The organism is Nocardia sp. CDC519 (assembly GCF_059509835.1).
In genome coordinates this window covers 1602441-1626053 of sequence record NZ_CM183377.1, presented here as the reverse complement: position 1 = coordinate 1626053, position 23613 = coordinate 1602441, and the positions used below count along the sequence as shown (strand labels likewise).

General features: G+C 68.0%; 24 protein-coding genes. 12 read left to right on the top strand and 12 right to left on the bottom strand.

What is annotated here, in order from left to right; translation table 11 throughout:
* Positions 1-69: 69 nt before the first annotated feature.
* Together AC5W7N_RS07340 and AC5W7N_RS07335 are read left to right on the top strand one after the other, a co-directional pair.
* A complete protein-coding gene (locus tag AC5W7N_RS07340) occupies positions 70-765 on the top strand; it encodes a nicotinamide mononucleotide transporter family protein (RefSeq protein WP_163810331.1) in 696 nt (231 codons plus the stop codon).
* Between the two features lie 185 nt (positions 766-950).
* Positions 951-1925, top strand: a complete 975-nt coding sequence (locus AC5W7N_RS07335; RefSeq protein ID WP_163810333.1) for a hexose kinase — start codon at positions 951-953, stop codon at positions 1923-1925.
* A 4-nt stretch (positions 1926-1929) separates the two neighbouring features.
* Here AC5W7N_RS07335 and ramB read toward each other — a convergent pair whose 3' ends face one another.
* Positions 1930-3336 (bottom strand): acetate metabolism transcriptional regulator RamB, encoded by a 1407-nt coding sequence (gene ramB, locus AC5W7N_RS07330; protein WP_163810335.1) that lies wholly within the window; start codon positions 3334-3336, stop codon positions 1930-1932.
* A gap of 94 nt (positions 3337-3430) precedes the next feature.
* Here ramB and AC5W7N_RS07325 point away from each other — a divergent pair, with 94 nt between their 5' ends.
* Positions 3431-5203, top strand: coding sequence for an ATP-dependent DNA ligase (locus tag AC5W7N_RS07325; RefSeq protein WP_324197360.1), 1773 nt, complete (start codon positions 3431-3433; stop codon positions 5201-5203).
* A gap of 136 nt (positions 5204-5339) precedes the next feature.
* Here AC5W7N_RS07325 and AC5W7N_RS07320 read toward each other — a convergent pair whose 3' ends face one another.
* The 5 genes from AC5W7N_RS07320 to AC5W7N_RS07300 all read right to left on the bottom strand — a co-directional run bounded on the left by AC5W7N_RS07320 (position 5340) and on the right by AC5W7N_RS07300 (position 8956).
* Positions 5340-5618 (bottom strand): DUF3349 domain-containing protein, encoded by a 279-nt coding sequence (locus AC5W7N_RS07320; protein ID WP_036540677.1) that lies wholly within the window; start codon positions 5616-5618, stop codon positions 5340-5342.
* A 6-nt stretch (positions 5619-5624) separates the two neighbouring features.
* Positions 5625-5969 carry a DUF3349 domain-containing protein gene (locus tag AC5W7N_RS07315; RefSeq protein WP_280212087.1) on the bottom strand — a complete coding sequence of 115 codons (345 nt, stop codon included), beginning with the start codon at positions 5967-5969 and terminating at the stop codon, positions 5625-5627.
* A gap of 10 nt (positions 5970-5979) precedes the next feature.
* Positions 5980-6261 carry a hypothetical protein gene (locus AC5W7N_RS07310; protein ID WP_195020147.1) on the bottom strand — a complete coding sequence of 94 codons (282 nt, stop codon included), beginning with the start codon at positions 6259-6261 and terminating at the stop codon, positions 5980-5982.
* Between the two features lie 9 nt (positions 6262-6270).
* Positions 6271-7515 (bottom strand): inorganic phosphate transporter, encoded by a 1245-nt coding sequence (locus AC5W7N_RS07305; RefSeq protein WP_280212090.1) that lies wholly within the window; start codon positions 7513-7515, stop codon positions 6271-6273.
* Positions 7516-7747: 232 nt separating this feature from the next.
* The gene (locus AC5W7N_RS07300; RefSeq protein WP_195020148.1) at positions 7748-8956 is read right to left on the bottom strand and encodes an MFS transporter; all 1209 of its coding nucleotides are present in this window, start codon (positions 8954-8956) and stop codon (positions 7748-7750) included.
* Positions 8957-9031: 75 nt separating this feature from the next.
* Between AC5W7N_RS07300 and AC5W7N_RS07295 the strand changes: the two genes are divergently transcribed.
* Complete coding sequence (locus AC5W7N_RS07295) at positions 9032-9994, top strand: TetR/AcrR family transcriptional regulator (RefSeq protein ID WP_228815169.1); 963 nt, start codon at positions 9032-9034, stop codon at positions 9992-9994.
* Between the two features lie 104 nt (positions 9995-10098).
* Here the strand turns inward: AC5W7N_RS07295 and AC5W7N_RS07290 are convergent, their stop codons facing one another.
* Positions 10099-11925 carry an acyl-CoA dehydrogenase gene (locus AC5W7N_RS07290; RefSeq protein ID WP_195020150.1) on the bottom strand — a complete coding sequence of 609 codons (1827 nt, stop codon included), beginning with the start codon at positions 11923-11925 and terminating at the stop codon, positions 10099-10101.
* A gap of 358 nt (positions 11926-12283) precedes the next feature.
* Here AC5W7N_RS07290 and urtA point away from each other — a divergent pair, with 358 nt between their 5' ends.
* The 6 genes from urtA (at position 12284) to AC5W7N_RS07260 (ending at position 18065) form a co-directional block, all read left to right on the top strand.
* The gene (gene urtA, locus AC5W7N_RS07285; protein ID WP_195020151.1) at positions 12284-13576 is read left to right on the top strand and encodes an urea ABC transporter substrate-binding protein; all 1293 of its coding nucleotides are present in this window, start codon (positions 12284-12286) and stop codon (positions 13574-13576) included.
* A gap of 278 nt (positions 13577-13854) precedes the next feature.
* Positions 13855-14739, top strand: coding sequence for an urea ABC transporter permease subunit UrtB (gene urtB, locus AC5W7N_RS07280; RefSeq protein ID WP_495923437.1), 885 nt, complete (start codon positions 13855-13857; stop codon positions 14737-14739).
* On the top strand, positions 14736-15884 hold the full coding sequence (urtC, locus tag AC5W7N_RS07275; RefSeq protein ID WP_163810350.1) for an urea ABC transporter permease subunit UrtC: 1149 nt from the start codon (positions 14736-14738) through the stop codon (positions 15882-15884). Before urtB ends, urtC begins: the two co-directional genes overlap by 4 nt.
* Entirely contained in the window at positions 15881-16693 is an 813-nt protein-coding gene (gene urtD, locus AC5W7N_RS07270) for an urea ABC transporter ATP-binding protein UrtD (protein WP_495923436.1), read from the top strand. The genes urtC and urtD overlap by 4 nt, the downstream gene beginning before the upstream one ends.
* Positions 16677-17369 carry an urea ABC transporter ATP-binding subunit UrtE gene (gene urtE / locus AC5W7N_RS07265; RefSeq protein WP_163810354.1) on the top strand — a complete coding sequence of 231 codons (693 nt, stop codon included), beginning with the start codon at positions 16677-16679 and terminating at the stop codon, positions 17367-17369. The genes urtD and urtE overlap by 17 nt, the downstream gene beginning before the upstream one ends.
* 6 nt (positions 17370-17375) lie before the next feature.
* A complete protein-coding gene (locus AC5W7N_RS07260) occupies positions 17376-18065 on the top strand; it encodes a GntR family transcriptional regulator (protein WP_495923435.1) in 690 nt (229 codons plus the stop codon).
* Positions 18066-18223: 158 nt separating this feature from the next.
* Here the strand turns inward: AC5W7N_RS07260 and AC5W7N_RS07255 are convergent, their stop codons facing one another.
* Both AC5W7N_RS07255 and AC5W7N_RS07250 read right to left on the bottom strand, forming a co-directional pair.
* Positions 18224-19159, bottom strand: coding sequence for a nuclease-related domain-containing protein (locus AC5W7N_RS07255; protein WP_495923434.1), 936 nt, complete (start codon positions 19157-19159; stop codon positions 18224-18226).
* A 202-nt stretch (positions 19160-19361) separates the two neighbouring features.
* Positions 19362-19739 carry a VOC family protein gene (locus AC5W7N_RS07250; RefSeq protein ID WP_163810360.1) on the bottom strand — a complete coding sequence of 126 codons (378 nt, stop codon included), beginning with the start codon at positions 19737-19739 and terminating at the stop codon, positions 19362-19364.
* Between the two features lie 104 nt (positions 19740-19843).
* Here AC5W7N_RS07250 and AC5W7N_RS07245 point away from each other — a divergent pair, with 104 nt between their 5' ends.
* Together AC5W7N_RS07245 and AC5W7N_RS07240 are read left to right on the top strand one after the other, a co-directional pair.
* The gene (locus tag AC5W7N_RS07245; protein WP_495923433.1) at positions 19844-20614 is read left to right on the top strand and encodes a TetR/AcrR family transcriptional regulator C-terminal domain-containing protein; all 771 of its coding nucleotides are present in this window, start codon (positions 19844-19846) and stop codon (positions 20612-20614) included.
* Between the two features lie 218 nt (positions 20615-20832).
* The gene (locus tag AC5W7N_RS07240) at positions 20833-21057 is read left to right on the top strand and encodes a hypothetical protein (protein ID WP_495923432.1); all 225 of its coding nucleotides are present in this window, start codon (positions 20833-20835) and stop codon (positions 21055-21057) included.
* A 74-nt stretch (positions 21058-21131) separates the two neighbouring features.
* On the opposite strand, the gene AC5W7N_RS07235 is transcribed toward AC5W7N_RS07240, so the two are convergent.
* The 3 genes from AC5W7N_RS07235 to AC5W7N_RS07225 all read right to left on the bottom strand — a co-directional run bounded on the left by AC5W7N_RS07235 (position 21132) and on the right by AC5W7N_RS07225 (position 23538).
* Complete coding sequence (locus tag AC5W7N_RS07235) at positions 21132-21683, bottom strand: carboxymuconolactone decarboxylase family protein (protein ID WP_495923431.1); 552 nt, start codon at positions 21681-21683, stop codon at positions 21132-21134.
* A 300-nt stretch (positions 21684-21983) separates the two neighbouring features.
* Entirely contained in the window at positions 21984-22688 is a 705-nt protein-coding gene (locus AC5W7N_RS07230) for a polysaccharide deacetylase family protein (RefSeq protein WP_495923430.1), read from the bottom strand.
* 10 nt (positions 22689-22698) lie between these two features.
* Positions 22699-23538: a patatin-like phospholipase family protein gene (locus AC5W7N_RS07225; protein WP_195006833.1), complete on the bottom strand. Its 840-nt coding sequence runs from the start codon at positions 23536-23538 to the stop codon at positions 22699-22701.
* Between the last annotated feature and the right edge of the window lie 75 nt (positions 23539-23613).

Below are 23613 nucleotides of genomic sequence, written 5' to 3'. Positions count from 1 at the left end.
GTTCGGCTCACCCCGAGCCGAACCACCCCCGGTTGGATGAGATGACGGCCGCGCCCGGTTACACCCAGGGTGAATCCGTTCCTCGCCCTGCTCGACGCCGAACTCCACATCGCCGGCTCGGAGATTCTGTGGCGCGAGATCGTCGGCAACGGCTTCGGCATGGCCTCGGCGCTCGGCGGTATGCGGCGGCGGGTGTGGGCGTGGCCGATCGGCATCGCGGGCAATGCGCTGCTGTTCACGGTGTTCGTCGGCGGGGTGTTCAATACCCCGCAGCAGTTGAACATGGCCGGACAGGCGGGCCGTCAGCTGATGTTCGTCGCGGTCAGCGCCTACGGCTGGTGGAGTTGGTATCGCTATGCGCGCGCCGAGACCGGGCTCGAGCACCGCGGGGTCGATCCGCGCTGGGCGAGCGCACGGGAACGCTGGCTGCTGGTCGCGGCCATGGCGGTCGGCACGCTCGGCTTCGCCCAGGTCTTCGCCTGGATCGGTTCCTACGGCCCCTGGGCGGAGGCGTGGATCTTCACCGGCTCGGTGCTGGCCACCTACGGGATGGCGCGCGGATGGGCGGAGTTCTGGCTGATCTGGATCGGCGTCGATATCGTCGGCATCCCGCTGCTCGTACGAGCCGGGTACTACCCGTCGGCGGTGCTGTATCTGGTGTACGCGGGATTCGTGGCGTGGGGCTTCACGGTCTGGGTGCGCACCCTGCGCCGCGCGGCGTCGGATCGGGCCGATGAGCAACCGTCGCCCGCGCTCACACCCTAGGCCGGATCGGTTCGCCGTCTACCCGGCGGCGGACACTACCCGCGCCGGCGGGCGCGGCCACCCGCTGCCGCCGATTTCAGGCGATCGCACAAATGCCCGCCGCGAAACTTCGGGACGGCTGATAAACCCGCACCGATCGCACCCCAGCGGTTGCGCGCACCGCGTAGGCGTGGACAGTTGAGGTCGTGATCCTCACCGTGACAATGAATCCCGCCTACGACATGACCTACCGAGTCGAAGAACTCGAACGGGGTCGGGCGCATCGGGTGCGATCGGTCGAGCAGCGCATAGGGGGCAAGGGAATCAATGTCACCAGGGTGCTCAACCAGCTCGGCAAATACGCCCGCGCCACCGGTTTCGCCGACCACGCCTTCGCCGCCGCGGCCGAACTGGAACTGCCGGTCGATTTCGTACACGCGCTGCCCTGGGTGCGCAGAACCGTGGTGATCAGCGAATCCGGTTCCGGAACGGCCACCGCGCTCTGGGAGCCGGGTGCGAGGATCACCAATCCGCATGCGGCCGAACAACTCGCGGTGCGCGTGGCCGGTCTGCTGCCCGATATCTCCGGGCTGGTGATCGCCGGTTCGCTACCCGGCGGCATCGATCCGGAACTACCCGCCCAGATCGCGCGCAGCGCCCTGGAGCACGGCGTGCCGACCATCTGCGATCTGGACGGTGAGGCGATGCGACTGGCCGCGCGGCTACCCGGGGTGGTACTCACCCCCAACCGCGGTGAGCTACGACGGCTCACCGATTCCGATCCGCGGACACCCGCCGAGGTCGTCGAATCGGTGCGGCCGCTGATCGCGGGCGGCGTGCTCGCGGTGCTGGCCAAGCGGGGCGCCGAGGGCATGGTCGCGGTCACCGCCGAAGGCGCGTGGACGGCCGCGCTGCCCGAACCGCTCGCGGGCAATCCGACCGGGGCGGGCGATTCGGCCACCGCCGCCGTCATCGCGGCGCTGTCGACCAGGAAGGCGCCGGACTGGCCTGCGATCCTCACCGACGCCGTCGCCACCTCGGCCGCGGCCGTTGTCATCCCGGTCGCGGGCGAAATCGACCGCCGGCTGCGCAGCCATCTCGCACCCACCGTGCGGGTCGAGCAGATCTCCGCCGATCCGGACGGCCGCGAGATCGCCGAGGCCGTACAGCCGCGGGCCTGAACGCCTACTTGAGCACGTACGGGGATACCGAGCTGCGGTGCTCGCTGATGTCGAGCACCTTGCCCAGCGGGGGAAACGCGCGCTGCGGGCAGTTGGCACGTTCGCAGACGCGACAGCCGGCGCCGATGGGGGTGGCCTTGGCTTCGCCGAGATCGATGCCGTCGGCGTAGACCACCCGTCCGGCATGGCGGAGCTCGCAGCCGAGCCCGATCGCGAAGGTCTTGCTCGGCTGCCCGTAGGCCGTGGCACGGCGTTCGACGGTGCGCGCCACCCACAGGTACTTGCGGCCGTCGGGCATCTGCGCGATCTGGGTCATGATCTTGCCCGGATAGGCGAAGGTCTCGTACACATTCCACAGCGGACAGGTGCCGCCGCTGGAGGAGAAGTGAAACCCGGTGGCGGACTGGCGTTTCGACATATTTCCGGCCCGGTCCACCCGGACGAACGAGAACGGCACGCCGCGCAATTCCGGTCGTTGCAAAGTGGAGAGCCGGTGACAGATCGTCTCGTAGCTCTGGGTGAAGAACGCCGACAGCCGTTCGATGTCGTAGCGGAAATCCTCGGCGATTTCGTGGAAATGCGTGTACGGCAACACCGTCGCCGCGGCGAAATAGTTCGCCAACCCGAGCATGGCCAGCTTCCTGGCGTCCTCGGAGGCGAAACTTCCCTCGTCGACGAGCCTTTCCAGCAGTGGCCCGCATTCGAAATAGGCCAGTTCGGCGGCGAGTTTGAAGGTGCGCTGGCCGCCGGACAGGTGCGGTGCGATCTCGAGCCGGAGACTGTCCGGATCGTAGCGGTGCAGCACGCCCTCACCGAGGTCGATCCGCTCGATGATACGTACACCGTGCGCGCGCAGCATGCGTGCGATCTCGCTGTTCACGTCGCCGCCGTGGAACCGGATCCGATTGGCGAGTTCCTCTGCGGCGGTGTCCAATTCGTGGATGTAGTTCTGCCGCTGATAGAAATAGTCGCGCACTTCCTCGTGCGGTTTGCTGATCGTCGCGCTACCCGAGCCGTCGGCGAAACGATCCTCGGTGGCGGCCGCCAGCTGAGCGCTGGTATTCCGATAGCGGCTGTGCATGTTCACCAGCGCGCGCGCCATACTCGGATGCGCGGAGACGATTTCGGCGATCTCCTTGGCGTCGGCCTCGATACCGAGCTCGGCGTCCATCACCACTTCTTGTAGTTCGGCGATGAGCCGCGTGTCGTCCTGCGACGAGAAAAAGGTGGCATCGACGCCGAACACCTCGTTGATCCGCAGCAGCACCGGGACGGTGAGCGGACGCACGTCGTGTTCGATCTGATTCAGATAGCTCGCCGAGATCTCCAGTTGTTGAGCGAGCGAGACCTGGCTGAGCCCGCGTTCGGTCCGCAGCTGACGAAGCCGCGCCCCGACGTAAGTCTTGGCCATGCGTCCAGCTTATGGCTGATTTCGCAAACCTGCCAATAGCAGAATTAGCAGTGGGTTCGAGCAATATGTCACAGCGGCGGGTTACCGTCGTCTGGTGCTGTTCACCGATGTCGTGCGAGCGTCGGAGACCGTCCGCGCCACCCGCTCGCGGAAAACGAAGATCGCCGCGCTGGCCGAGTTGCTGAGCGCGGCGCAGGCCGACGAGCTCGCCGCCGTCGTCGCCTGGGTGTCGGGAGAATTGCGGCAGGGCCGCATCGGCACCGGCTGGCGCACCCTCACCGGGCTCGGCGAGACTGCCGCCGATACTCCCACCCTCACCGCGGCCCGGGTGGACGAGTTGTTCGGCGAACTGGCCGCCACCTCCGGCCCCGGCTCGGCGAATCGGCGCAAACAACTGCTGAGCGAGCTGTGGCGCACCGCGACCGCCGATGAGCAGGCCTTCCTGCTGCGTCTGCTGACCGGTGAGCTGCGGCAGGGCGCACTCACCGCCGTGGTCACCGAAGCGGTGGCCCGCGCCGCCGACGTCCCGCTCGAGCTCGTTCGCCGGGCCTACATGTTGTCCGGGAAGCTGCCGGTCACTGCCATCGCCGCGCTGACCGGCGGCGAAGCGGCGCTGCGCGAGTTCCGCTTGGAGGTGGGCCGCCCGATCCAGCCCATGCTCGCCTCCCCCGGCGCCGCGCTCGACGACGCCCTCGCCGAATTCGACGGCGCCGTCAGCGTGGAACACAAACTCGACGGCGCCCGCATCCAGGTACACCGCGACGGCGACCAGGTGTGGGTCTTCACCCGCACCCTGCGCGATATCACCGCCAACGTGCCCGAGCTGGTCGAGTTGGTCGCGGGACTGAACTGCACCAGCGTGGTCCTGGACGGTGAAACGCTGGCCCTCACCGACACCGGGCGTCCGCGCCCCTTCCAGGAGACGATGGCGCGGTTCGCGTCCGCTGATCCAGGGCAGGGCGTCGCCGTCCCGCCGCCATCCAGCGCATTCGGCGACTCCGGCGTGCCCGGCGGTTCCCGTGACCCCGGCGGCTCGGGCAGCCCCGGCGGTACCGGCAGCCCCGGCGACTCGGGCGGCGAAGGCAGCCCCGGCGGCTCAGGGAGCTCAGGCGGTTCAGGCGACCCCGCCGACTCGGGCGGCTCGGGTGGCTCGGTCGACCCGGCCGGCTCGGAGCCGACTGTCCCGACGGAGCTACGGCCGATGCCGACTTCCACCCGCGAGCTGCTGCTGCATCCCTACTTCTTCGATTGCCTGCATCTCGATGGCCGCGACCTGCTGGACGAGCCGCTGCTCGAACGGCGCGCGGCGCTCACGAAAGTGGCCGGGGAACACAGCATTCCCGCCCTCATCCGGCCCGATGCGGAGGCGGCGGCGGAGTACTTCGACGGGGCGCTGGCCTCGGGCCACGAAGGCGTCATGATCAAATCCCTCGACGCGCCGTACGCGGCGGGGCGGCGCGGCCGGTCCTGGCTGAAGATCAAGCCGACGCACACCCTCGACCTGCTGGTTCTCGGCGCGGAATGGGGCTACGGCCGGCGCACCGGCTACCTGTCGAATCTGCATCTCGGTGCCCGCGACCCGGCGTCCGGCGAACCGGTGATGGTCGGCAAGACCTTCAAGGGCCTCACCGACGCCCTGCTGCACTGGCAGACCGCCGAATTCCCGCGCCATGAACGCACCCGCGACCAGCACACCGTGTATCTCTGGCCGGAGCTGGTGGTGGAGATCGCCCTCGACGGCGTGCAGACCAGCACCCGCTACCCCGGCGGCGTCGCCCTGCGCTTCGCCCGGGTCGTCCGCTACCGGCCGGACAAGACGCCCGAGCAGGCCGACACGATCGATACCGTGCGCGCGTTGCTGCCGTGAGCGGACCGGCGGCGCCCCCTTTCCGCGCGGGACATGCTCGGTGTTCGTCGACGTCGACGCCGCCCGGCGGCAGGCGAGCGGCAGGGCCGGCCGAGTCGGCGCGCGGTGGCGACCGTCCGGGCTGCCAGGGGCGCGTTCAGGGTTCCGGCCAGGTGGGCGGGTCGAGCCGCGATTGGATGCGCTCCACATCGGTGTCCGACGGCATCTCGTTGGTGATCTTGGTGATGAGCACCTGGATGTCGATGCGGTCCGGGTTCTCGCCGGACCGCAGCAGTTCGGTGGCGATCTGGCGCACCTCGTCGTCGGAGAGGCGGCGGCGCAGCAGCGCCAGCAGCGGGATGTAGTCCGATTCGGGCACACCCTCGGGGTAACCGGCGCGCAGCCAGTCGATGATGGCGTTCAGGAAGGGCGGCATGGGGCATCAATCGGGCTCGGTGAGCGGTTCGGCCAGCGGCCAGCCGCCGGCCGCCAGGTGCGAGGCCACTCGCGAGATGTCGTCCGGGGCGGGCTGTTCCTTGGCGATGCGGGCGATCGCGTCCTCGATATCGGCGAGGGTGATCTCGCGCTCCGGGTTCTCCCGCGCCAGCTCCTCCGCGACGGCGGCCACCTCGTAGTCGGTGAGGTGGCGGTGCAGCACGGCGAACAGGGCGACGTAATCCGAGCGCGGCACGCCCTGCGGGTAGCCGGCGCGCAGCCAGCCGATGATCCGGCCGAGCAGCTTCGGCCGCTCCGGCTCGGACTGGATGGGGTGGGTCGAATCGGTCACTGCACGCCCTTCAGGACTCGCCGAACAGATGGATGCCGAACCTGGCGGCGAGAAACGCTTTGGCCGTATAGAGCACACCCGCCACCACCGCGGCGATCACCAACCCCAGACATACCAGAGCCCCGGCGAGCGCCGGATAGTTGCGCCGGATCACCCCGCCGTCGGCGCGGATCTCCGAGGCCGACCAGAACCGCACCCCGAACGCGAAAATCATCGGCAGCCCCGCGCCGAACACCAGACCGGCCGCGACGACCTTCCACAGCGAGTTCAGATTCGTGACAAGAGTGTGCACAGCGAGCTCCTAAACCTGGGCCGAACGATTGTGGCCGGTGTCGGGGCCAGGCGCCGGGCCGTGCCGCACATCCTCGATGATGCCGGTGTCCACGGATCCGTCGCCGCCGGCCGCTGGGCCGTCACCCGGCCATTCGTTGACGTTGGTGGTGTCGACGGGGTTGCGCCGCGACCGCAGGTAGATCAGCCCGGCCAGGCCGATCAGCAGGGCGAAGACCACGAGCACGCCGGGCAGGCCGCCGATGAAGTGCGCGATGGCCCAGCAGATGGCGCCCATGATTCCGGCGGCGGGCAGCGTCAGCAGCCAGGCCACCACCATGCGGCCCATCACACTCCAGCGCACCTCGGCGCCCTTGCCGAGTCCGGTGCCGAGGATGGAGCCGGTGGCGGTCTGCGTGGTCGACAGCGGCAGGCCGAAGTGCGCCGAGGTCAGGATGATCGCAGCCGAGGACGATTCGGCCGCAAGGCCCTGCGGCGAGTCGATTTCCACCAGCCCCTTGCCGAGGGTGCGGATGATGCGCCAGCCGCCGAGGTAGGTGCCGGCCGCGATCGCGACGGCACAGGCGGCCATCACCCACAGCGGCATCTCGTCGTCTTTGGTGAGGCTGCCGTGCGCGACCAGCGCCAGGAAGATGACGCCCATCGTCTTCTGCGCGTCGTTGGTGCCGTGCGCCAGCGAGACCAGCGACGCCGAACCCACCTGACCCCAGCGGAATCCCTCGTTGACCTTGCCTTCTTCGGCGCCGCGGGTGATCCGGTACACCAGCCAGGTGCCCACCGCGGAGACCAGGGCCGCGATGACCGGCGCGAGCACCGCCGGGATGACGATCTTGGCGAGCACGCCGCTGGATCCGTCGGCCCAGATGACCCCGCTCCAGCCGAGCGCGGCCAGGGTGGCGCCGATGAGACCGCCGAACAGGGCGTGCGAGGAACTCGACGGCAGGCCGAACAGCCAGGTGAGCAGATTCCACAGGATGCCGCCGACCAGTCCGGCGAACACGATGATCAGCAGGTCGTGCCCGGACACCGCGTCGAGTTGCACGATTCCCTTGGCCACTGTCGCCGCGACCGCCACCGACAGGAACGCACCGATCAGGTTCAGCAGCGCCGACAACGCGACCGCGACCCGTGGGCGCAGCGCCCCGGTGGCGATCGAGGTGGCCATCGCGTTGGCGGTGTCGTGGAAGCCGTTGGTGAAATCGAATACGAGTGCCGTGACGATGACGATGAGCAGAACCAGCAATTCAACGGTCACGCCGTCCAGTGTGCGGTATCCGTTTTGACGATTTTCATACGGATGCCAAATCGCGTCCGTGTCGTGTTCATCTAAGATTCCGGCACTTCGGGTAATGGCCGGAGCCCACCGTATGGCCTCCCCCTTTTATCGGTTGACCGAGAGTCACACGGGCCGAGGCGAGGCGCGAGTAGACCGCTGGCTCATGTGACTCTGGCGGCGAACCGGACCAATCGGAGGATGGCGAACCGGATCAATCGGAGGATGGACGGGGGGCCATGAGGGTCAGGATCAAGGCGAGCAGCAGTAGGGCGGCGAGGGTCCAGGACAGTGCGGCGAACCCGTGCGGGGCGGCCGCGGCGGCGACCAGGGGGCCGGTGGTGGCACCGACGTAGAAGCTGAACATGGCCACCGAGGAGGCAGCCGCTCGAGCGTCGCCGCCGAGTTCGCCCGCCGATTGCAGGACGGCGGGGGCGATGACGCCGAGACCGCCGACGAGCACGGCCAGCAGCACCGTCAGCAGGGCTACGCCCGTGCCGGCCAGGGCCGCGGCGATCATGGCGGCCGCGGCGACCAGTACGCCGAGCACGATCTGGGCGTGCCGGGAGAGCCGGGCAAGCGGAATCGCCAGCAACGGCAGGGCCAGCATGACCGGGAGGGCGCCGGCCCGCAGGGCAAGCAGTTCTCCGGATCCGTGGACCAAGCCCGCGATTTCGATGCCGGTGTACACCCCGACCATGACCGCCATGCTCAGGGCGCCCGCGATCAGCATCGGGAGCAGCGCCCGGATGCGCAGCACCGCGGGGATGGCCGCGTAGCTGTGGCGCAGGGGCAGATTCGCGGCGGCGGGGGCGTCGTCGAGCATGACCGAACGCAGCGCGAAGGCGAGCACGGCGAACGCGGCGGCGGAGCCGAGGAACACGGTGCGCCACGGGAACCAGCCGACCACCGCCTGCGACACGATCTGTGCCAATACGGTCGCGGCGAGGAACGAGGTGGCCATCGACATGGTCACCACCGCCCGGTGCCCGGGTGCTATCCGGGTGGCGACATAGGCCATGAGCGCGGGTGGAATCGACCCGACGACCAAACCCTGCACAACCCGAAGCGGGATCTCCACCGACGCACTGAAGGCCAAACCGGTCAAGAGGGTGACCACCGCGGCGGTGAGCATGCCGGTGAACAGCACCCGGCGATGACCGAACCGATCCGACAGCGGCCCGAAGAGCACGAACCCGCCCGCGTAGCCGAACGCGAACGCGCTGATGATCCAGGTCATCACACCCGCTCCGACGTGCCAATCGGATTTCATGGCGCTGAACAGGGGAATCGGTACATACATCTGGCCCGTGGCGAGCAGGGCGGAGAGGACGAAGACCGGGAGGGTCTTGGCGGTCGAAGCGTGCGCGGTGGGCGCCGGGATCGAATCGGGAAGTGCGAGAGGGGCTGTCGGCGATGCCATGCGAGGAAGCGTACGTCCGCGATCGACCATTCGTCAACCAAATAGTTGGTTTAATGGAATGGTAAAGTCTTGCCCATGACGCCCAACACCAAACGCAGCGACGCCACCAGGCAGGCTCTGTTGCGCGCGGCCCGCGACGAGTTCGCCGAATACGGGCTGGCCGGCGCAAGGGTCGACCGCATCGCCGAGGCGGCGGGCGTCAACAAGGAACGCATCTACGGGCTGTTCGGCAGCAAGGACAAGCTCTTCGACGTCATCCTGATCGACAGCCTGCGCGAGTTCATGGAGACCGTGCAGCCGCTGGCCGACACCGAGGTCGGCGATTACGTCGCCAAGCTGTTCGACTACCACCACGACAACCCGAAGCTGTTGCGCCTGATGCTGTGGGAGGCACTGCACCGCGGTGCCGACGCGCACGATATCGACGGTTGGCGCGCCGACTTCTACGAACGCAAATTCGACCGCGCCCAACAGCAATTCGGCGTCGATCAGCAGCGCGCGGGCCTGCTGCTCATCGCCCTGTGCGGAGTGGCGAACTGGGCCAACACTCTTCCGCAGACCGCGCGGCTGCTACTGGGCGACGCCGCCGACGACACCGCGACCATCCGCGCGTTCATGGCCGATTTCGCCCGCGCTGCCCTGCGCTATGACCCGAGCTCGCCGGTCAATGTCTTGACCAGCCCGAGAGAGGGGGCGCAGGCCGGTACCGCCAACGATTCCCGGCCGCCCTCCGCCCCTGAATCAGCCGCAACCGAATCCGGACGCGTGGACTGCACCGCGAATACGCCCGGCGCGAGCTCCCGCGCAGCGGGCCGCACGCAACAGGCGACCGCTGGTCCCCAGGTTTCCGGTTCCGATCCCGTCGACGCGGCAGCCGAACGCCTACGCGCCGCCCAAGCCACCGTCGAAGCCGCGCGCGCCGAGCTGGCGTCGGCCCTGCGCGACGCCCACGCCGCGGGTACCAGCGCCAACCAGCTGGCCCGCCAGGTCTCGGGGACGCTATCGCGGCCCGTCGTCCTCAAACTCCTGGCGGACTAGCGGGCGGCATCCACCGCCGGTTCGAACGCCCGCTGTACGGACCTTCCGGCTACTCGGACGCCCGGCTACTTCGGGCACTGGAGATCCGGATGCCCGGCCCCCGCTCAGAACGCCGCCTCGTCCAGCGCCATGATGTCGGTATCCAGCGCCGCGATCACGTTCTTGACCGAGGTCAGCGTGGGCAGCACGTTCCTGGCGAAGAACGTCGCCACGCCGACCTTTCCGGCGTAGAACGCACGGTCCTTCTCGCTCACCTCACCGGCGAGGGCTGCGGCGGCGATCTCGGCCTGGACCAGCAGGCGCCAGCCGATGAGTAGATCGCCGACGGCCAGCAGGAACCGCACCGAACCGAGCCCGACCTTGTAGATCTCACTCGGCTCCTGCTGCGAAGCCATCAGGTAGCCGGTGAGCGTGGCCGCCATGGTCTGCACATCGGCCAAGGCCGTGCGCAGCCGTTCGCGTTCGGGTTCGAAGCGGCCGCTCTTCGCGTCGAGGAAAGCGTTGATCTGGCCGGTCACATGGCCGATCGCCAAGCCCTTGTCGCGCACGATCTTGCGGAAGAAGAAGTCCTGCGCCTGGATGGCGGTGGTGCCCTCGTAGAGCGAGTCGATCTTCGCGTCGCGGATGTACTGCTCGATCGGGTAATCCTGCAAATAGCCCGATCCGCCCAGGGTCTGCAGCGATTCGGTGAGGTACTGGTAGGCGCGCTCGGAGCCGACGCCCTTGACGATCGGCAGCAGCAGATCGTCGACGCGGTGCGCCAGTTCCTCATCGGCCCCGGAGACCAGCTGCGCCACATCCGCGTTCTGGTGTGCGGCGGTGTAGAGGTACACCGCGCGCAGGCCCTCGGCGTAGGCCTTCTGCATGGCCAGCGAGCGACGCACATCCGGGTGATGGGTGATGGTGACGCGCGGCGCGGTCTTGTCCGTCATCTGGGTCAGGTCCGCACCCTGCACCCGCTCCTTGGCGTAGGCCAGCGCGTTCAGGTACCCGGTCGACAATGTGCCACTGGATTTGACGCCGACCATCATGCGCGCGTTCTCGATCACCTGGAACATCTGCGCGATACCGTCGTGCACCTCGCCGACCAGCCAGCCGACGGCGGGCACCTCGCCGCCGAAGGTGAGTTCGCAGGTGGGCGAGGATTTCAGGCCCATCTTGTGTTCGAGATTGGTGACGAACACGCCGTTGCGCTCGCCGAGTTCCAGCGTCTCCGGGTCGAACAGGAATTTGGGCACGTAGAACAGCGACAGGCCCTTGGTGCCCGGCCCGGCGCCTTCGGGCCGCGCCAGCACCAGATGGAAGACGTTCTCCGCGGTATCGCCGACGTCGCCGCCGGAGATGAACCGCTTCACGCCCTCGATATGCCAGGTGCCGTCCGGCTGCGCGATGGCCTTGGTCCGCCCGGCGCCCACATCGGAGCCCGCATCGGGTTCGGTGAGCACCATGGTGCCCTGCCAGCCCTTCTCGTAGCCGCGAGTCGCCCAGTGTTGCTGCTGTTCGGTGCCGATGTTGTAGAGCACCGCCGCCATCACCGGGCCCATATTGAAGAACGAGGCCGACGGGTTCGCGCAGGTGATCATCTCGTTGACCGCCCACACCAGCGCCGACGGTGCGGGCGTGCCGCCCATGCCCTCGGGCAGACCGAGCCTGCTCCAGTCGGCTTCGCGCACCGTGGTCAGGGTCCGGCGCAGCGCGTCGGGCACGGTGACGGTGTGCTCGGCGGGGACGAACCGCACCGGGTCGCGGTCGGCGGCGGCGAAGGATTCCGCTACCGGGCCCTCGGCGAGGCGTTTGACCTCGGCCAGGATCTCGCGGACGGTGTCGGAATCCAGGTCGCCGTAGGCGCCGGTGTCGAGCAGTTTGTCCAGTCCGAGCACCTCGAACAGGTTGAACTCGATATCGCGCAGGTTCGCCTTGTAATGCCCCACCGCGTCCTCCTCGACTCACCGCCCGCGGTCAGCCGACCGTGAGGGTCTTCCGGCTTGTGACTACTACGAACCGAAGCGTGCCGCACCGCTCACGAGCTACGCAACCGTAAGCACGCGCCGACCTCACCGCCCCGTACTGGACGCTTGTGCGCAAGGTTTCACCTCACGGCAACGCAGGAAACCGACTCGTCATCGAGAGATATTCCGGCGCAACAACTTCTGTCTAACGTTTCGCAGCACGAATACAGGCTCTGTATACAACCCGGTCGACAGCCGTGACCGGGGCGAACGCGCAGGTATTCGGTGCGGAACCCATGCGGTGCCGCCACCACAACTGATGAGTGAGAAGGGTTCGCCCATGTCCGATTCCTCCCGATTCCGCCGACATCGCGGCAGCGTCCGATCCCGGCGTTCGGTCAAGGCCCTCGCGGTACCGACCGCGCTCGCGCTGGCCGGCGTGCTGCTGACCGCCTGCGGCGCCAGGGACGACGCCGCCGCGGACGGCTCGAACGCCGTCTCCTGTGTCGACACCGCCAAGGACACGATCAAGATCGGTTCGCTGCATTCGCTGTCGGGCACGATGGCCATCAGCGAGGTGACCGTTGCCAATTCGACCAAGCTGGCCGTCGACCAGATCAATGCCGCGGGCGGTGTGCTGGGTAAGCGGATCGAGCTGGTCCTCGAAGACGGTGCCTCGGACCCGAAGACCTTCGCCGAGAAGGCGGAAAAGCTCATCAGCTCCGACTGTGTGGCCGCGGTATTCGGCGGTTGGACCTCGTCGAGCCGTAAGGCGATGAAACCCAAGTTCGAAAGCCTGAATTCGCTGCTGTACTACCCCGTTCAGTACGAGGGTCTGGAGGACAGCAAGAACATCTTCTACACCGGCGCGACCACCAATCAGCAGATCGTGCCCGCCCTGGACTATCTGAAGCAGAAGGGCGTGAAATCGCTGTACCTGGTCGGCAGCGACTACGTGTTCCCGCAGACCGCCAACCGTGAGATCAAGGCGTACGCATCGGCCAACGGTATCGAGATCAAGGGTGAGGATTACACCCCGCTCGGCTCCACCGATTTCTCCACGATCATCAACAAGGTGCGCAGCGCCGATGCCGACGCGGTGTTCAACACCCTCAATGGTGATTCCAATGTCGCCTTCTTCCGCGAGTACACCAACGCGGGCCTGACCGCGGCCGATATGCCGGTGGTGTCGGTGTCGATCGCCGAGGAGGAGGTGGCCGGTATCGGCGCGCAGCACATCGCGGGCCAGCTCACCGCCTGGAATTACTACCAGACCGTGGACACCCCGCAGAACAAGGCCTTCGTCGACGCCTACAAGGCCGCCTTCGGCGCCGACAAGCCCACCTCCGATCCGATGGAAGCGGCCTACGCCTCGGTGTACCTGTGGAAGAACACGGTGGAAAAGGCGAATTCCTTCGCGGTGGCCGATATTCAAGCCGCCGCCGACGGCGTGAGTTTCGAAGCACCCGAGGGCCTGGTGACCATCGACGGCAGCAACCACCACATCACCAAGACCGCACGGATCGGCGAAATTCGCGCGGACGGCCTCATCTACACGGTCTGGGATTCCGGGCAGCCCATCGCACCCGACCCCTACCTCGACACCTACCCCTGGGCCGAGGGACTGAAGTAAGCCCGGCTGCCGCGGCGGATGCCGACCGCCGCGGCAGGTTCTGGACGACCGCGGTTCGCGGCCTGGTCCGGCAGCTCACGAGCCGGATGCGACGAAGCATCCCCGCCACGGGTTGCCAGGACCCATGAGGGGGCCGCGAACCACCCGACCAGCATCAGACGCCCCGCCGAGAACAGGACCACAGGGCCGGCCACGCTACGGGCGACCCCGAGTAGCCCGGTTCGCGGCCCGTGGGCCGCGAACACGCCGCGCCAGCGGCAAGAAGATACGGAGTTTGGATGGAAGTCGTTGTAGGCCAGCTCTTCACGGGGTTGAGCCTCGGGTCGATCCTGTTGCTCGCCGCGCTCGGGCTCGCGCTGACCTTCGGTCAGATGGGCGTGATCAATATGGCGCACGGCGAGTTCATCATGGCCGGTTGTTACACCACCTACGTTGTCCAGCAGGTGGTGTCGTCGGCCGGGGTGTCGCTACTGGTGTCGTTGCTGGTCGGATTCCTGGTCGGCGGCGCGTTGGGGGCGGCGCTGGAGATGGGATTGATCCGCTGGATGTATCACCGTCCGCTGGACACGCTGCTGGTCACCTTCGGTGTCGGCCTGGTGTTGCAGCAGCTGGCTCGCGACATCTTCGGGGCGCCGGCCAAGAATGTGCTGGTCCCGGAGTGGTTGAGCGGTGGTGTCACGATCCTGGATGCCGTGGTGCCCAAGACCAGAATCTTCATCCTGGTGCTCGCCGTGGTCGCGGTGACGGCGCTGGCGATCGTGTTGAAGACGACGCCGCTGGGCCGGCGGATCCGGGCGGTGGTGCAGAACCGCGATCTCGCCGAAACCAGCGGTGTTTCTTCACGTTTCACCGATATCAGCACCTTCTTCATCGGTTCCGGGCTGGCCGGTGTCGCTGGTGTGGCGCTCACGTTGATCGGTTCCACAAGCCCCACCATCGGTCAGAGCTATGTGATCGATGCGTTCCTGGTGGTGGTGATCGGCGGGCTCGGCCAGATCAAGGGCACGGTGATCGCCGCGTTCGCGCTCGGGCTGCTCAATTCGTTCATCGAGTATTCGACGACCGCCTCGATCGCCAAGGTGATCGTCTTCGTGATCATCGTGATCTTTTTGCAGGTCCGCCCGCAGGGCCTGTTCACGGTACGGACAAGGAGCCTGGCATGACCACCGCAGCGCGCTGGTTCGCGAATCCCTCGGTCCGCGTGTGGGGCGGATTCGCCCTGGCCGCGATCTTGTTGTTCGCAGTGGCGCCCGCCGTGCTCAGCGATTTCCGGTTGAATCTGCTCGCGAAATTCCTGTGCTTCGCCATCGTGGCCGCAGGCATCGGATTGGCCTGGGGGCGTGGCGGAATGCTCACCCTCGGCCAGGGGGTGTTCTTCGGTCTCGGCGCCTACATCATGGCGATGCATCTGCAGATGGCGGATGCGGCGCGGCTCGGCAACGATGTGCCGGATTTCATGGAGATCTCCGGGATCCGGGAGCTGCCCGCGTATTGGCAGCCGTTCGCGTCGGCGCCGGTGGCGATCATCGCCATTCTCGTACTGCCCGCCCTGGTCGCCGCGGCGCTCGGTTACGGCGTGTTCAAGCGCCGGGTCAAGGGCGCGTACTTCGCCATTCTGAGTCAGGCGCTGGCGGCGGCGCTGGCGATTCTGCTCACCGGTCAGCAGACCATCGGCGGATTCACCGGGCTCTCGGATTTCCGGGCCTTCTTCGGTTTCAAGCTCACCGATCCGGTCAACCGGCAGATGCTGTTCTTCATCGCGGCGGGCACCTTGCTCGCGGTGGTCGCGGTGGTGCGTCAGCTCATGCACAGCCGATACGGGGAGCTGCTGGTGGCGGTGCGCGATCAGGAGGAGCGGGTGCGTTTCCTCGGATACGACCCGGCCAACGTGAAGATCGTCGCGTATGTGGTCGCGGCGTTCTTCGCCGGGATCGCGGGCGCGCTGTTCACGCCGATCGTCGGCATCATCTCACCGGCCGATATCGGGGTCGTGCCGTCGATCGCGTTCTTGATCGGCGTCGCCATCGGCGGCCGCACCACCTTGCTCGGCCCGGTGCTCGGCGCGATCGGGGTGGCGTGGGCGCAGACGGCGCTGTCGGAGCAGTTCCCGTCCGGCTGGACCTACCTGCAAGGCGTGCTGTTCATCGTGGTGGTCGGGTTCGTGCCGGCCGGGCTGGCCGGACTGTGGCCGACGCTGCGCCGCGTGATCGCCGAACGCAGACCGAAGCCCCGCGACAGCGCACCACCGGCGCAGCCGGCCGCCGAACCCTTGCCGGTGCGGACCGAAGAAAAGGTGCACACGCGATGAGCGATCACGAACCCAAGCTCGGTGGCAACGCGGGCATGTCCAGCGAATACCTCGAAGTTCGCGGCCTGTCGGTGAGTTTCGACGGCTTCAAGGCCGTCACCGAGGTCGATCTGACGGTGTTGCAGGGCGATCTGCGTTTCCTCATCGGACCCAACGGCGCGGGCAAGACCACCCTGATCGACGCCATCACCGGCCTCACCCCGGCCACCGGGTCGGCGCAGAAATCGGGCGTGGAGCTGCTCGGCAAGAAGGTGCATCAGATCGCGCGGCTCGGCGTCGGGCGCACCTTCCAGACCGCGAGCGTTTTCGAGCAGCTGAGTGTCGTGCAGAATCTCGATATCGCCGCGGGTGCCGGACGTTCCGCGCTCACCCTGCTGCGGCGGCGCAAATCGGTGCTGCCCAGCATCGAGGAGGCGCTCGAGATCACCGGCCTCGGCGCGCTGCGCGATCAGCCCGCCGGTGTGCTCGCGCACGGCCAGAAGCAGTGGCTCGAGATCGGCATGCTGCTGGTGCAGAACGCGTCGGTGCTGCTGCTGGACGAGCCGGTCGCGGGCATGAGCGCCGAGGAGCGTGAGGAGACCGGAAACCTGTTGCGGCGCATCGGCGGTGAGCGCGTCGTGGTCGTGGTCGAGCACGACATGGATTTCATGCGCGCCTTCGCCACCTCGGTGACGGTGCTCGCCGGCGGCCGGGTGTTGAGCGAAGGCACCGTGGAACAGGTGCAGGCCGATCCCAAGGTGCAGCAGGTCTACCTCGGCACCGCCGCCGAATCGAACGACGAGGAGAGCGCCGATGCTCGAATTGGCTGATATCCATTCCGGTTACGGCCGGACCGAAGTGATCCACGGCGTCTCCCTGACCGTGCCCGACGACAGCGTCGTCGCCGTCATGGGACACAACGGAGCGGGCAAGACCACCCTGCTCCGCACCGCCGTCGGCCTGCTGACCTGCAAATCCGGCAGCATCACGTTCAATGGTGAGGTGATCACGTCACTTTCGCCCTCGCGCCGGGTGCGCCGCGGGATCGCCTACGTTCCGCAGGGGCAGCAGAGTTTTCCACAGCTGACCACAGCGGAGAACCTTCAGGTGGTGGCCGACGGCCGCAAGCGCGGCAAGGCGCTGATCGACGAATCGCTCGACCTGTTCCCCGCGCTGCGCGAACTGCTCACCCGCAAGGCCGGGCTGCTGTCGGGCGGCCAACGTCAGCAGCTCGCCATTGCCAGGGCGTTGATCACCGAACCGAAACTGCTCATCCTGGATGAGCCGACCGAGGGCATCCAGCCGTCGGTGGTCGCGGAGATCGAACGCACCATCATCGATCTCACCCGGCGCGGCGGGCTGAGTGTGCTACTGGTGGAACAGCACATCGGCTTCGCCTTGCAGGCCGCCCAGCGCTATTACGTGCTGGAATCGGGCCGGATCACGTCGTCCGGCGAAGGCGGTGCGGGCGCGGAGTCCGTGGTCCGTTCGGCGATGGCGATCTGAGCCGCCGTGACGCGACGGGGGCGGATCCCGCTGAGCGCGCAGGTGTACGAGGCGGTGCGCCGCGATCTGGCGGCCGGCGCGCTGGCCTCGACCGAGCGGCTGGGCGAGGAACGGCTCGCAGATAGTTACGGGGTGTCGCGCACACCCGTGCGCGAGGCGCTCGCCCGGCTGCTCGCCGATGGACTGGTGGAGCGCCGCGCCGACGGGCTGTACCCGTTCCGGCCGCGCCTGGACGAACTCGACCAGCTCTACGAACTGCGTAATGTGCTGGAATCCAGGGGAATCCAGCGCGCGCTCGGCGAACCGACGCACGACCTCGAGCTGGTCCGCGCCGAACTCGAGCACTGGCGTCGGCTGGCAGCACAACCGCCCGAACCCGGGCCGGCGCTCATCGCCGCCGACGACCATTTTCACATCGTGCTGCTGCGTTCGGCGGGCAATGCGGCGCTCGCCGACGCCCTGGCCTCGGTGCAGGTGCGGGTGCGTCCGGTGCGGACCATGGATATGCCAACCCCTGACCGCATCGCCACCATGACGGCCGAGCACATCACCATCGCCGAACAGCTACTGGCGGGCGATCCCGCCGCCGCGCTGGAAACGCTGACCACGCATATCGATTCGTCGCGGTCGCATGTGATCGCGCGGGCGAAGGCGGCGCTGCGTCTGACCAAGCTGGCGCAGGTCGTGCGGGACTGACCGGGCGGTGCTCGCGTCGGGCCGCACCGATACAGGTCGTGCGGATCGAGAGTCAACGCTCGTGTCGGCACGGGCAGGTACAGGTCGGTGCGTGCGCGACAGCGTGGCGCACTGCGTATCCCTCACGGTCACGGCCGCGCAGTACCGGCCTGCGGTAGTCAGCAACCGGGCTGAAACGGCCAGCAGGCCACTGGCTCTCGCGGCGATGCGATGCCGCCTGCAGGCACCGCGGGAACCGTAGCCCGGCTCTGCGGCGTGGCGGTGGCACCGGTCGTCGTGGTGGCGGTCGGTTCGACGTCGGGTCCGTCGGTGAGCACGGCCCGCACGATCACGCCGAGCACCACGAGCGTGCCGAGCACGCCCGCGGTGAACACCACCCACGCCGCGGCGGTCTGCCTGCCGCTGTTCTCGGGTTTCGGTTCGCGGCTCGGCGCGGGGCGGGCGGGTACCGGTTTCGGTTTCGGCGCGGCGGCGTCGAACCCTTCGGCGAGCAGATCATCGCGGGTCAGCTGGATGTCGCTGCCGCAGGATCGGATGAGCGCCGAGGCCGCGGCCAGCACGCGATCGGCGGTCCAGGCGCGCGGGCCTGCGGCGAAATTCTCCAGGTAGATCCGGAATTCGGTGGTGTCGGCGGCATTGGCGACCACCACGTCCAAGCCGGGGCGCAGGGTGGTGCGGGCGGGCCGGACCACTGCCCCACGCCACGGCAACAGCACAACGGCGCCGCAGAGATGGCCTGGGTCTTGCAGCGAACGCTCCAGCGCCGCCTTCACCTCGTGCACCGCGTGCTCGAGTTGGTCGGAAACGCTGACGCCCTCGGGTTGTTCGAGGTCGGCGGGCTGGGAGCTGATGGTCCACGGCCCGCCGCCGCCCACCTCGAGAATCCCGCTCTGCCTGCGCCGGAACCCGCGCGCCTCCAGCACGGTGACCCCGCGTGGCGTCCAGACGACGGCGTCGACCTGGCGTTTTCCGCGTTCGGGGCCCACCTGTAGATCGATGAGGGCCAGACCGGTGGTCGGGAGCCTGCGCAGGCATTCGACGAATTCCCGTTCGGGCGCGGACAGTTCCGCGTCCGACTCGATCTTCACCAGCATCGTGCACTACCCCTGACGTGCGTCCCGATCCAGCCTTCGCTCCCGGCGCCGGGCCACGCACACGCAGGGCCGCCGCCCGAGCCGTTCCGCTAGATGATGACGCCCCGCACGAGGGAAATCCACCCGAATGGCGACGACGGGCGCGGGGCGGCACCTCGGCGCGCGGTGTACCCGCAGTTCACCGCGGCCGGGTGCCATTCGGTCAAACCCACTGGACCAGCTGGTAGAGAATGCCGTTGGGGTCGGCCATCTGGAAGTAGCGTTCGCCCCATTCCTCGGTTTCGATCGGTGTGACGATCGGGACGCCTTCGGATCGCAGGCGCGCGTATTCGGTATCGATGTCGTCGACGACGAACACCACGAGCAGCCCGTCGCCCGCGCTGCCCGCGGCACTGGCCGGCTTGAAGCTCTTCAGGCCGGTGCGCAGGTAGATGAGGCTCATGCCCGCGTCGTCCCGGGCGAGCGAGACGAACCCGTCGGCCGACATCTTCTCGGTGAACCCGAGATGATCGGTGACGAACTTCGCCGAGGCCTGCGGGTCGGCGACATTGAGCGAGATGGCGGATTCGGTGATGCGCATACCGGGCTCCTTCTGATGGCGGTTCTCTTTACTAAGTACGCTATACTTTGTAGAGAAATTTCCGATGCGCCGCATTGTGATGTGAATCACTCTATGGAGGTGGGATGGCCGGGCCGAAGGAACGCAGTAGCGCGGGAGACCCCGTACGGACCCTCGAGTTGCTGTGGCGGGTGCCCAGTTCGTCCGGGCGCGGGCCCAAGCAGCGCAGCAGTGTCGACGAGGTGGTCGCCGCGGCCATCGAGATCGCCGATGCCGAGGGCATCGGCGCCGTGACGATGCGCGCGGTGGCCGCCCACCTCGGGCTCACCCCGATGGCGACCTACACCTACGTCCCCGGCAAGGCCGAGCTGATCGATCTCATGCTCGACGCCGTCTACCTCGCCATGCCGCGCGCCGACCTCACCGGCCTGCCGTGGCGCGAACGGGTCGCGACCGTCGCCGCGGAGAACCGCGCGATGCTGACCGAGCACCCATGGGTGGCCTACATCCCGACCACCCGCCCGCCGCTCGGCCCGGGCCAAACCGCCAAATACGACCACGAATTGCGCGCCTTCGACGGCCTCGGCCTCGACGACGTCCAGATGGACGCCGCCCTGACCTACCTGCTCGGCTTCGTCACCTCCGTCGCGCGCATCGCGAACGACACCGCCGGCGCCGCCGCCGACACCTCGATGTCCGACACCGAATGGTGGGAACGCGCCGCGCCGCTGCTCGAATCCCTCATCTCCCCAGACCGATACCCGCTCGCCACCCGCGTAGGCGCCGCCGCAGGCGCGGCCCACGATGCCGCCTACAGCGCCGATCACGCCTACGAGTTCGGGCTCGCCCGGGTGCTCGACGGACTGGAAAGATTGATCGGCCGCGCCGGCAACTGATCGACAAGCCTTGTGCCACAGCAAGATCGGTGCACATTGCGCGCACCGGCTGCGACAATGTGAATATGCCCGACGTACGTGCTCATATCAGGAACGGGCGTCCGGTCCGCGCCCATGACCGTCGCCCGTCAGGACGCAGATACCGATCACCGCGTTATCACCACTACCGCGTCAGGCGATCATCGCGGAGCTTCGGCTCCCCGTACGGCACCCGGCCCGTGGCCGCCACCGAACGCGACACCGATATCGACAGCATCTTGGGCATCGGCATCATGTGTGTGTTCTTCGGCCTGATCGCTGGGCTGATCGCGCTGGTGGTGAGCACTGTCGGGTCGAGCGGAGTCGATGCCGAACGGCAGCCGCCGCCGGTGCCCGTTCCCGCGCCGCCGACGGCTGCGAAACCGCCGCCGCCCCCGTGCTATCCGTTCCAGCCCGCGTGCTGACGTCACCGCTCGGCGAACAGCCACGGTTCGATGCCCGTGACGCTCGCACAGCAGACGCCGCGTCCCGGTCGGTGCTAGTGCCTCATCTCGTCGCGTTGAATGCGCAGCGCGGTGATCGTCGAGGCCAGACCCTCGTACTGGTTTGTCAGCAGGACGATTTCGATGAGGTGGCGGTCGTCGTAGTAAGTCGCCAGCTGCTCCCAGGCGGCGTCGTCGATGTCACGGGTGGTGACCAATTGGTCGACGGCGGTGAGCAGGGCCCGATGCTTTTCGGACCAGCCGGGGGCGTCCGGGCCGGTGCGCACCCGGTCCAGGATCTCGGGGGTGACGCCGGCGCGCTTGCCGAGCTTGATGTGATGGTCCATCTCGTAGTCGCAGGAGCGCAGATGCGCGACCCGCAGGATGACGAGTTCGGATTCGTGCCTGGTCAGCTTGCCGCCGGGCATGAGCTTGCCGGAGTAGTGCAGCCAGCCGCGGAACAATCCGCCGGTACGGCCGAGGGTGCTGAACAGATGTGCGTCCGCGGTACCCGCGGCCCGCGAGAGCACCTGCCAGACCACCCAATTGATCGGTCCCAGCTGACGCAATCGCCCCGGGGACACACGTGGTTGCGACGTCGAAACCATCTGCGCTCGCCTCTTTCACGAAACTCGGTGCACCCGGCCGTGCGACGACCGGACGCGCAGGCCCTGCCCGAGCCTACCCGCGCCTCGGCTGCGGGTGGGGCCCCGGAGACCACCCACCAGCGTCCGCGGTGCGCGACAGCCCGCGCCCACCGAGTTCCCGAGTTTCCGAGCTGCCGAGCTGCCGAGCTGCCGAGCTGCCGAGCTGCCGAGCTGCCGAGCTGCCGAGACGATCGGGCCCTCCTCGGCTCCGGGTCCGGCCCCGACATGCAGAGCCGGACCTGCCCTGCGGACAAGGGCCTGCTATCGCCCGAGCAGGTCCGAAACGACGACGAACCGGTACCCGTCCGCCTTCAACGCGGCAACGATGCCCGGGATCGCCGCCAGGGAATTCGCCCGGTTCCCGAACATGACGTGCAGCAGGATGATCGAGCCGGGCCGCACCTCGGCCACGGTCTGCTCGACGATCCGCTCGGCGCTCGGCGCGCTCCCGGAGTCGGGCTCCACATCCCACATCACCGTGGTCGTGTCGTGGTCGGAGAGATACTTCGGCAGCGTCCACAGCTTTTTGCCGTAGGGCGGGCGGAAGGTGATCGGGCCCTGGTATCCGGTCCTGCGGATCTCGGTGTCGGTACGGCCCACCTCGTCGGCGACGGTGCCGGGCGTCACGAACACCATGCGCCGGTGGTTGTAGGTGTGGTTGCCGATCTCGTGACCGGCCGCCGCGATCGCCGCGCCGAACTCCGGGTGCGCGGCCAGATCACGCCCGTTGAGGTAGAACGTGGCGGGCACCTCGGCCTCGGCCAGCACCTTCAGTACCTCGGGAGTTTTGGTGGTCGGTCCGTCGTCCAGCGTCAGTGCGACCACCTTCTCGTCGGTGTCGACTCGATCGACGATCCGGCCGGCCAACTGGAAGGTCCGCGAGTTCATCAAGGAGTAGCCGCCGACGGCCAGCACAACGACCACCACCAACGTCACCGCCGCGCCGATCAAGACCCGGCGCTTCATCGTCGGCCCGTCATCGGTTCGGCCACACTTCTTTCAGTCGTGCGGCCGCCTCGGCGGCCTGGCGTACCCCGGCCTCGTACGCGGGTTGCAGCGCGGCGGTGCTGAACAGGTCCACTCCGAACGCTTCGATGGCGCCTGCGTCGGGCACGATCGAGATCTCCCGTCCGCAGCCGTGCTCGCGGTCGGCGCGGCTGCGCGGATACACGTGTGCCAATGGCTCCATGATCACCACGACGTCGGCCCCGGCGGCCAGATCGGCGTTGATGCTGGAGCGGTAGCCACCGTCGTAGTAGTGGCTGCCGTCGATCGGGATGGGCGGGAAGACACCGGGCACGGCCGTGCTGGCGGCCAGCGCTTGCGGGAGAGTGGCGACGTCGTCGCGGGTCCACGGCCGCAGTTCACCGGTGCCCGCGTCGATGGCGGTGATCACCAGGTCCGCATCCGGCCAGTCCGCGAAGCCGACCAGCGCGCCGATCCGCTCGATATGCTCGGCCGGCTCACCGGTCCTGGCGGCCAGAGCCAGCTCGCCGATCCGCCTGCGCATCTGCTGCGGATCCTGCCCCCGCCGGCCGATGAGGCCGGTAATCTCCATCATGACCGTCGAATCGTATTGCACGGGAGCCGAATCCGACCGTTCGGCGGCCATCAGCCGCGACAGCTCGCCGTCGCCCGCCAGCACCGAGCCGACCACAGCGCCCGCGGAGGTCCCGACAAACCGATCCGCTCGCGTCAGATCGATTCCCGCCTCCCGCAACCCGACCCCGAGACCGACCAGCCAGCAGATCCCTACCGGCCCGCCCCCGCCGAGCACCAGCGCGATCCGGTCCTGTTCCGCCGCCACATCAGACATGTAGGCAGGCTAACGAACACGCGCGTGATCCGCTGTGGAACTTTCACCGCCGCCGGGCGATCACCGAATGAGGTC

Excerpts from the sequence above, each read along its gene's own strand:
- ramB (WP_163810335.1), bottom strand. The coding sequence starts at position 3,336 with ATGGCCAAGACTTACGTCGGGGCGCGGCTTCGTCAGCTGCGGACCGAA.
- AC5W7N_RS07320 (WP_036540677.1), bottom strand. The coding sequence starts at position 5,618 with ATGCCGCCCTTCCTGAACGCCATCATCGACTGGCTGCGCGCCGGTTAC.
- AC5W7N_RS07300 (WP_195020148.1), bottom strand. The coding sequence starts at position 8,956 with ATGGCATCGCCGACAGCCCCTCTCGCACTTCCCGATTCGATCCCGGCG.
- AC5W7N_RS07295 (WP_228815169.1), top strand. The coding sequence starts at position 9,032 with ATGACGCCCAACACCAAACGCAGCGACGCCACCAGGCAGGCTCTGTTG.
- urtA (WP_195020151.1), top strand. The coding sequence starts at position 12,284 with ATGTCCGATTCCTCCCGATTCCGCCGACATCGCGGCAGCGTCCGATCC.
- urtB (WP_495923437.1), top strand. The coding sequence starts at position 13,855 with ATGGAAGTCGTTGTAGGCCAGCTCTTCACGGGGTTGAGCCTCGGGTCG.
- urtC (WP_163810350.1), top strand. The coding sequence starts at position 14,736 with ATGACCACCGCAGCGCGCTGGTTCGCGAATCCCTCGGTCCGCGTGTGG.
- urtD (WP_495923436.1), top strand. The coding sequence starts at position 15,881 with ATGAGCGATCACGAACCCAAGCTCGGTGGCAACGCGGGCATGTCCAGC.
- urtE (WP_163810354.1), top strand. The coding sequence starts at position 16,677 with ATGCTCGAATTGGCTGATATCCATTCCGGTTACGGCCGGACCGAAGTG.
- AC5W7N_RS07255 (WP_495923434.1), bottom strand. The coding sequence starts at position 19,159 with ATGCTGGTGAAGATCGAGTCGGACGCGGAACTGTCCGCGCCCGAACGG.
- AC5W7N_RS07250 (WP_163810360.1), bottom strand. The coding sequence starts at position 19,739 with ATGCGCATCACCGAATCCGCCATCTCGCTCAATGTCGCCGACCCGCAG.
- AC5W7N_RS07245 (WP_495923433.1), top strand. The coding sequence starts at position 19,844 with ATGGCCGGGCCGAAGGAACGCAGTAGCGCGGGAGACCCCGTACGGACC.
- AC5W7N_RS07235 (WP_495923431.1), bottom strand. The coding sequence starts at position 21,683 with ATGGTTTCGACGTCGCAACCACGTGTGTCCCCGGGGCGATTGCGTCAG.
- AC5W7N_RS07230 (WP_495923430.1), bottom strand. The coding sequence starts at position 22,688 with ATGAAGCGCCGGGTCTTGATCGGCGCGGCGGTGACGTTGGTGGTGGTC.
- AC5W7N_RS07225 (WP_195006833.1), bottom strand. The coding sequence starts at position 23,538 with ATGTCTGATGTGGCGGCGGAACAGGACCGGATCGCGCTGGTGCTCGGC.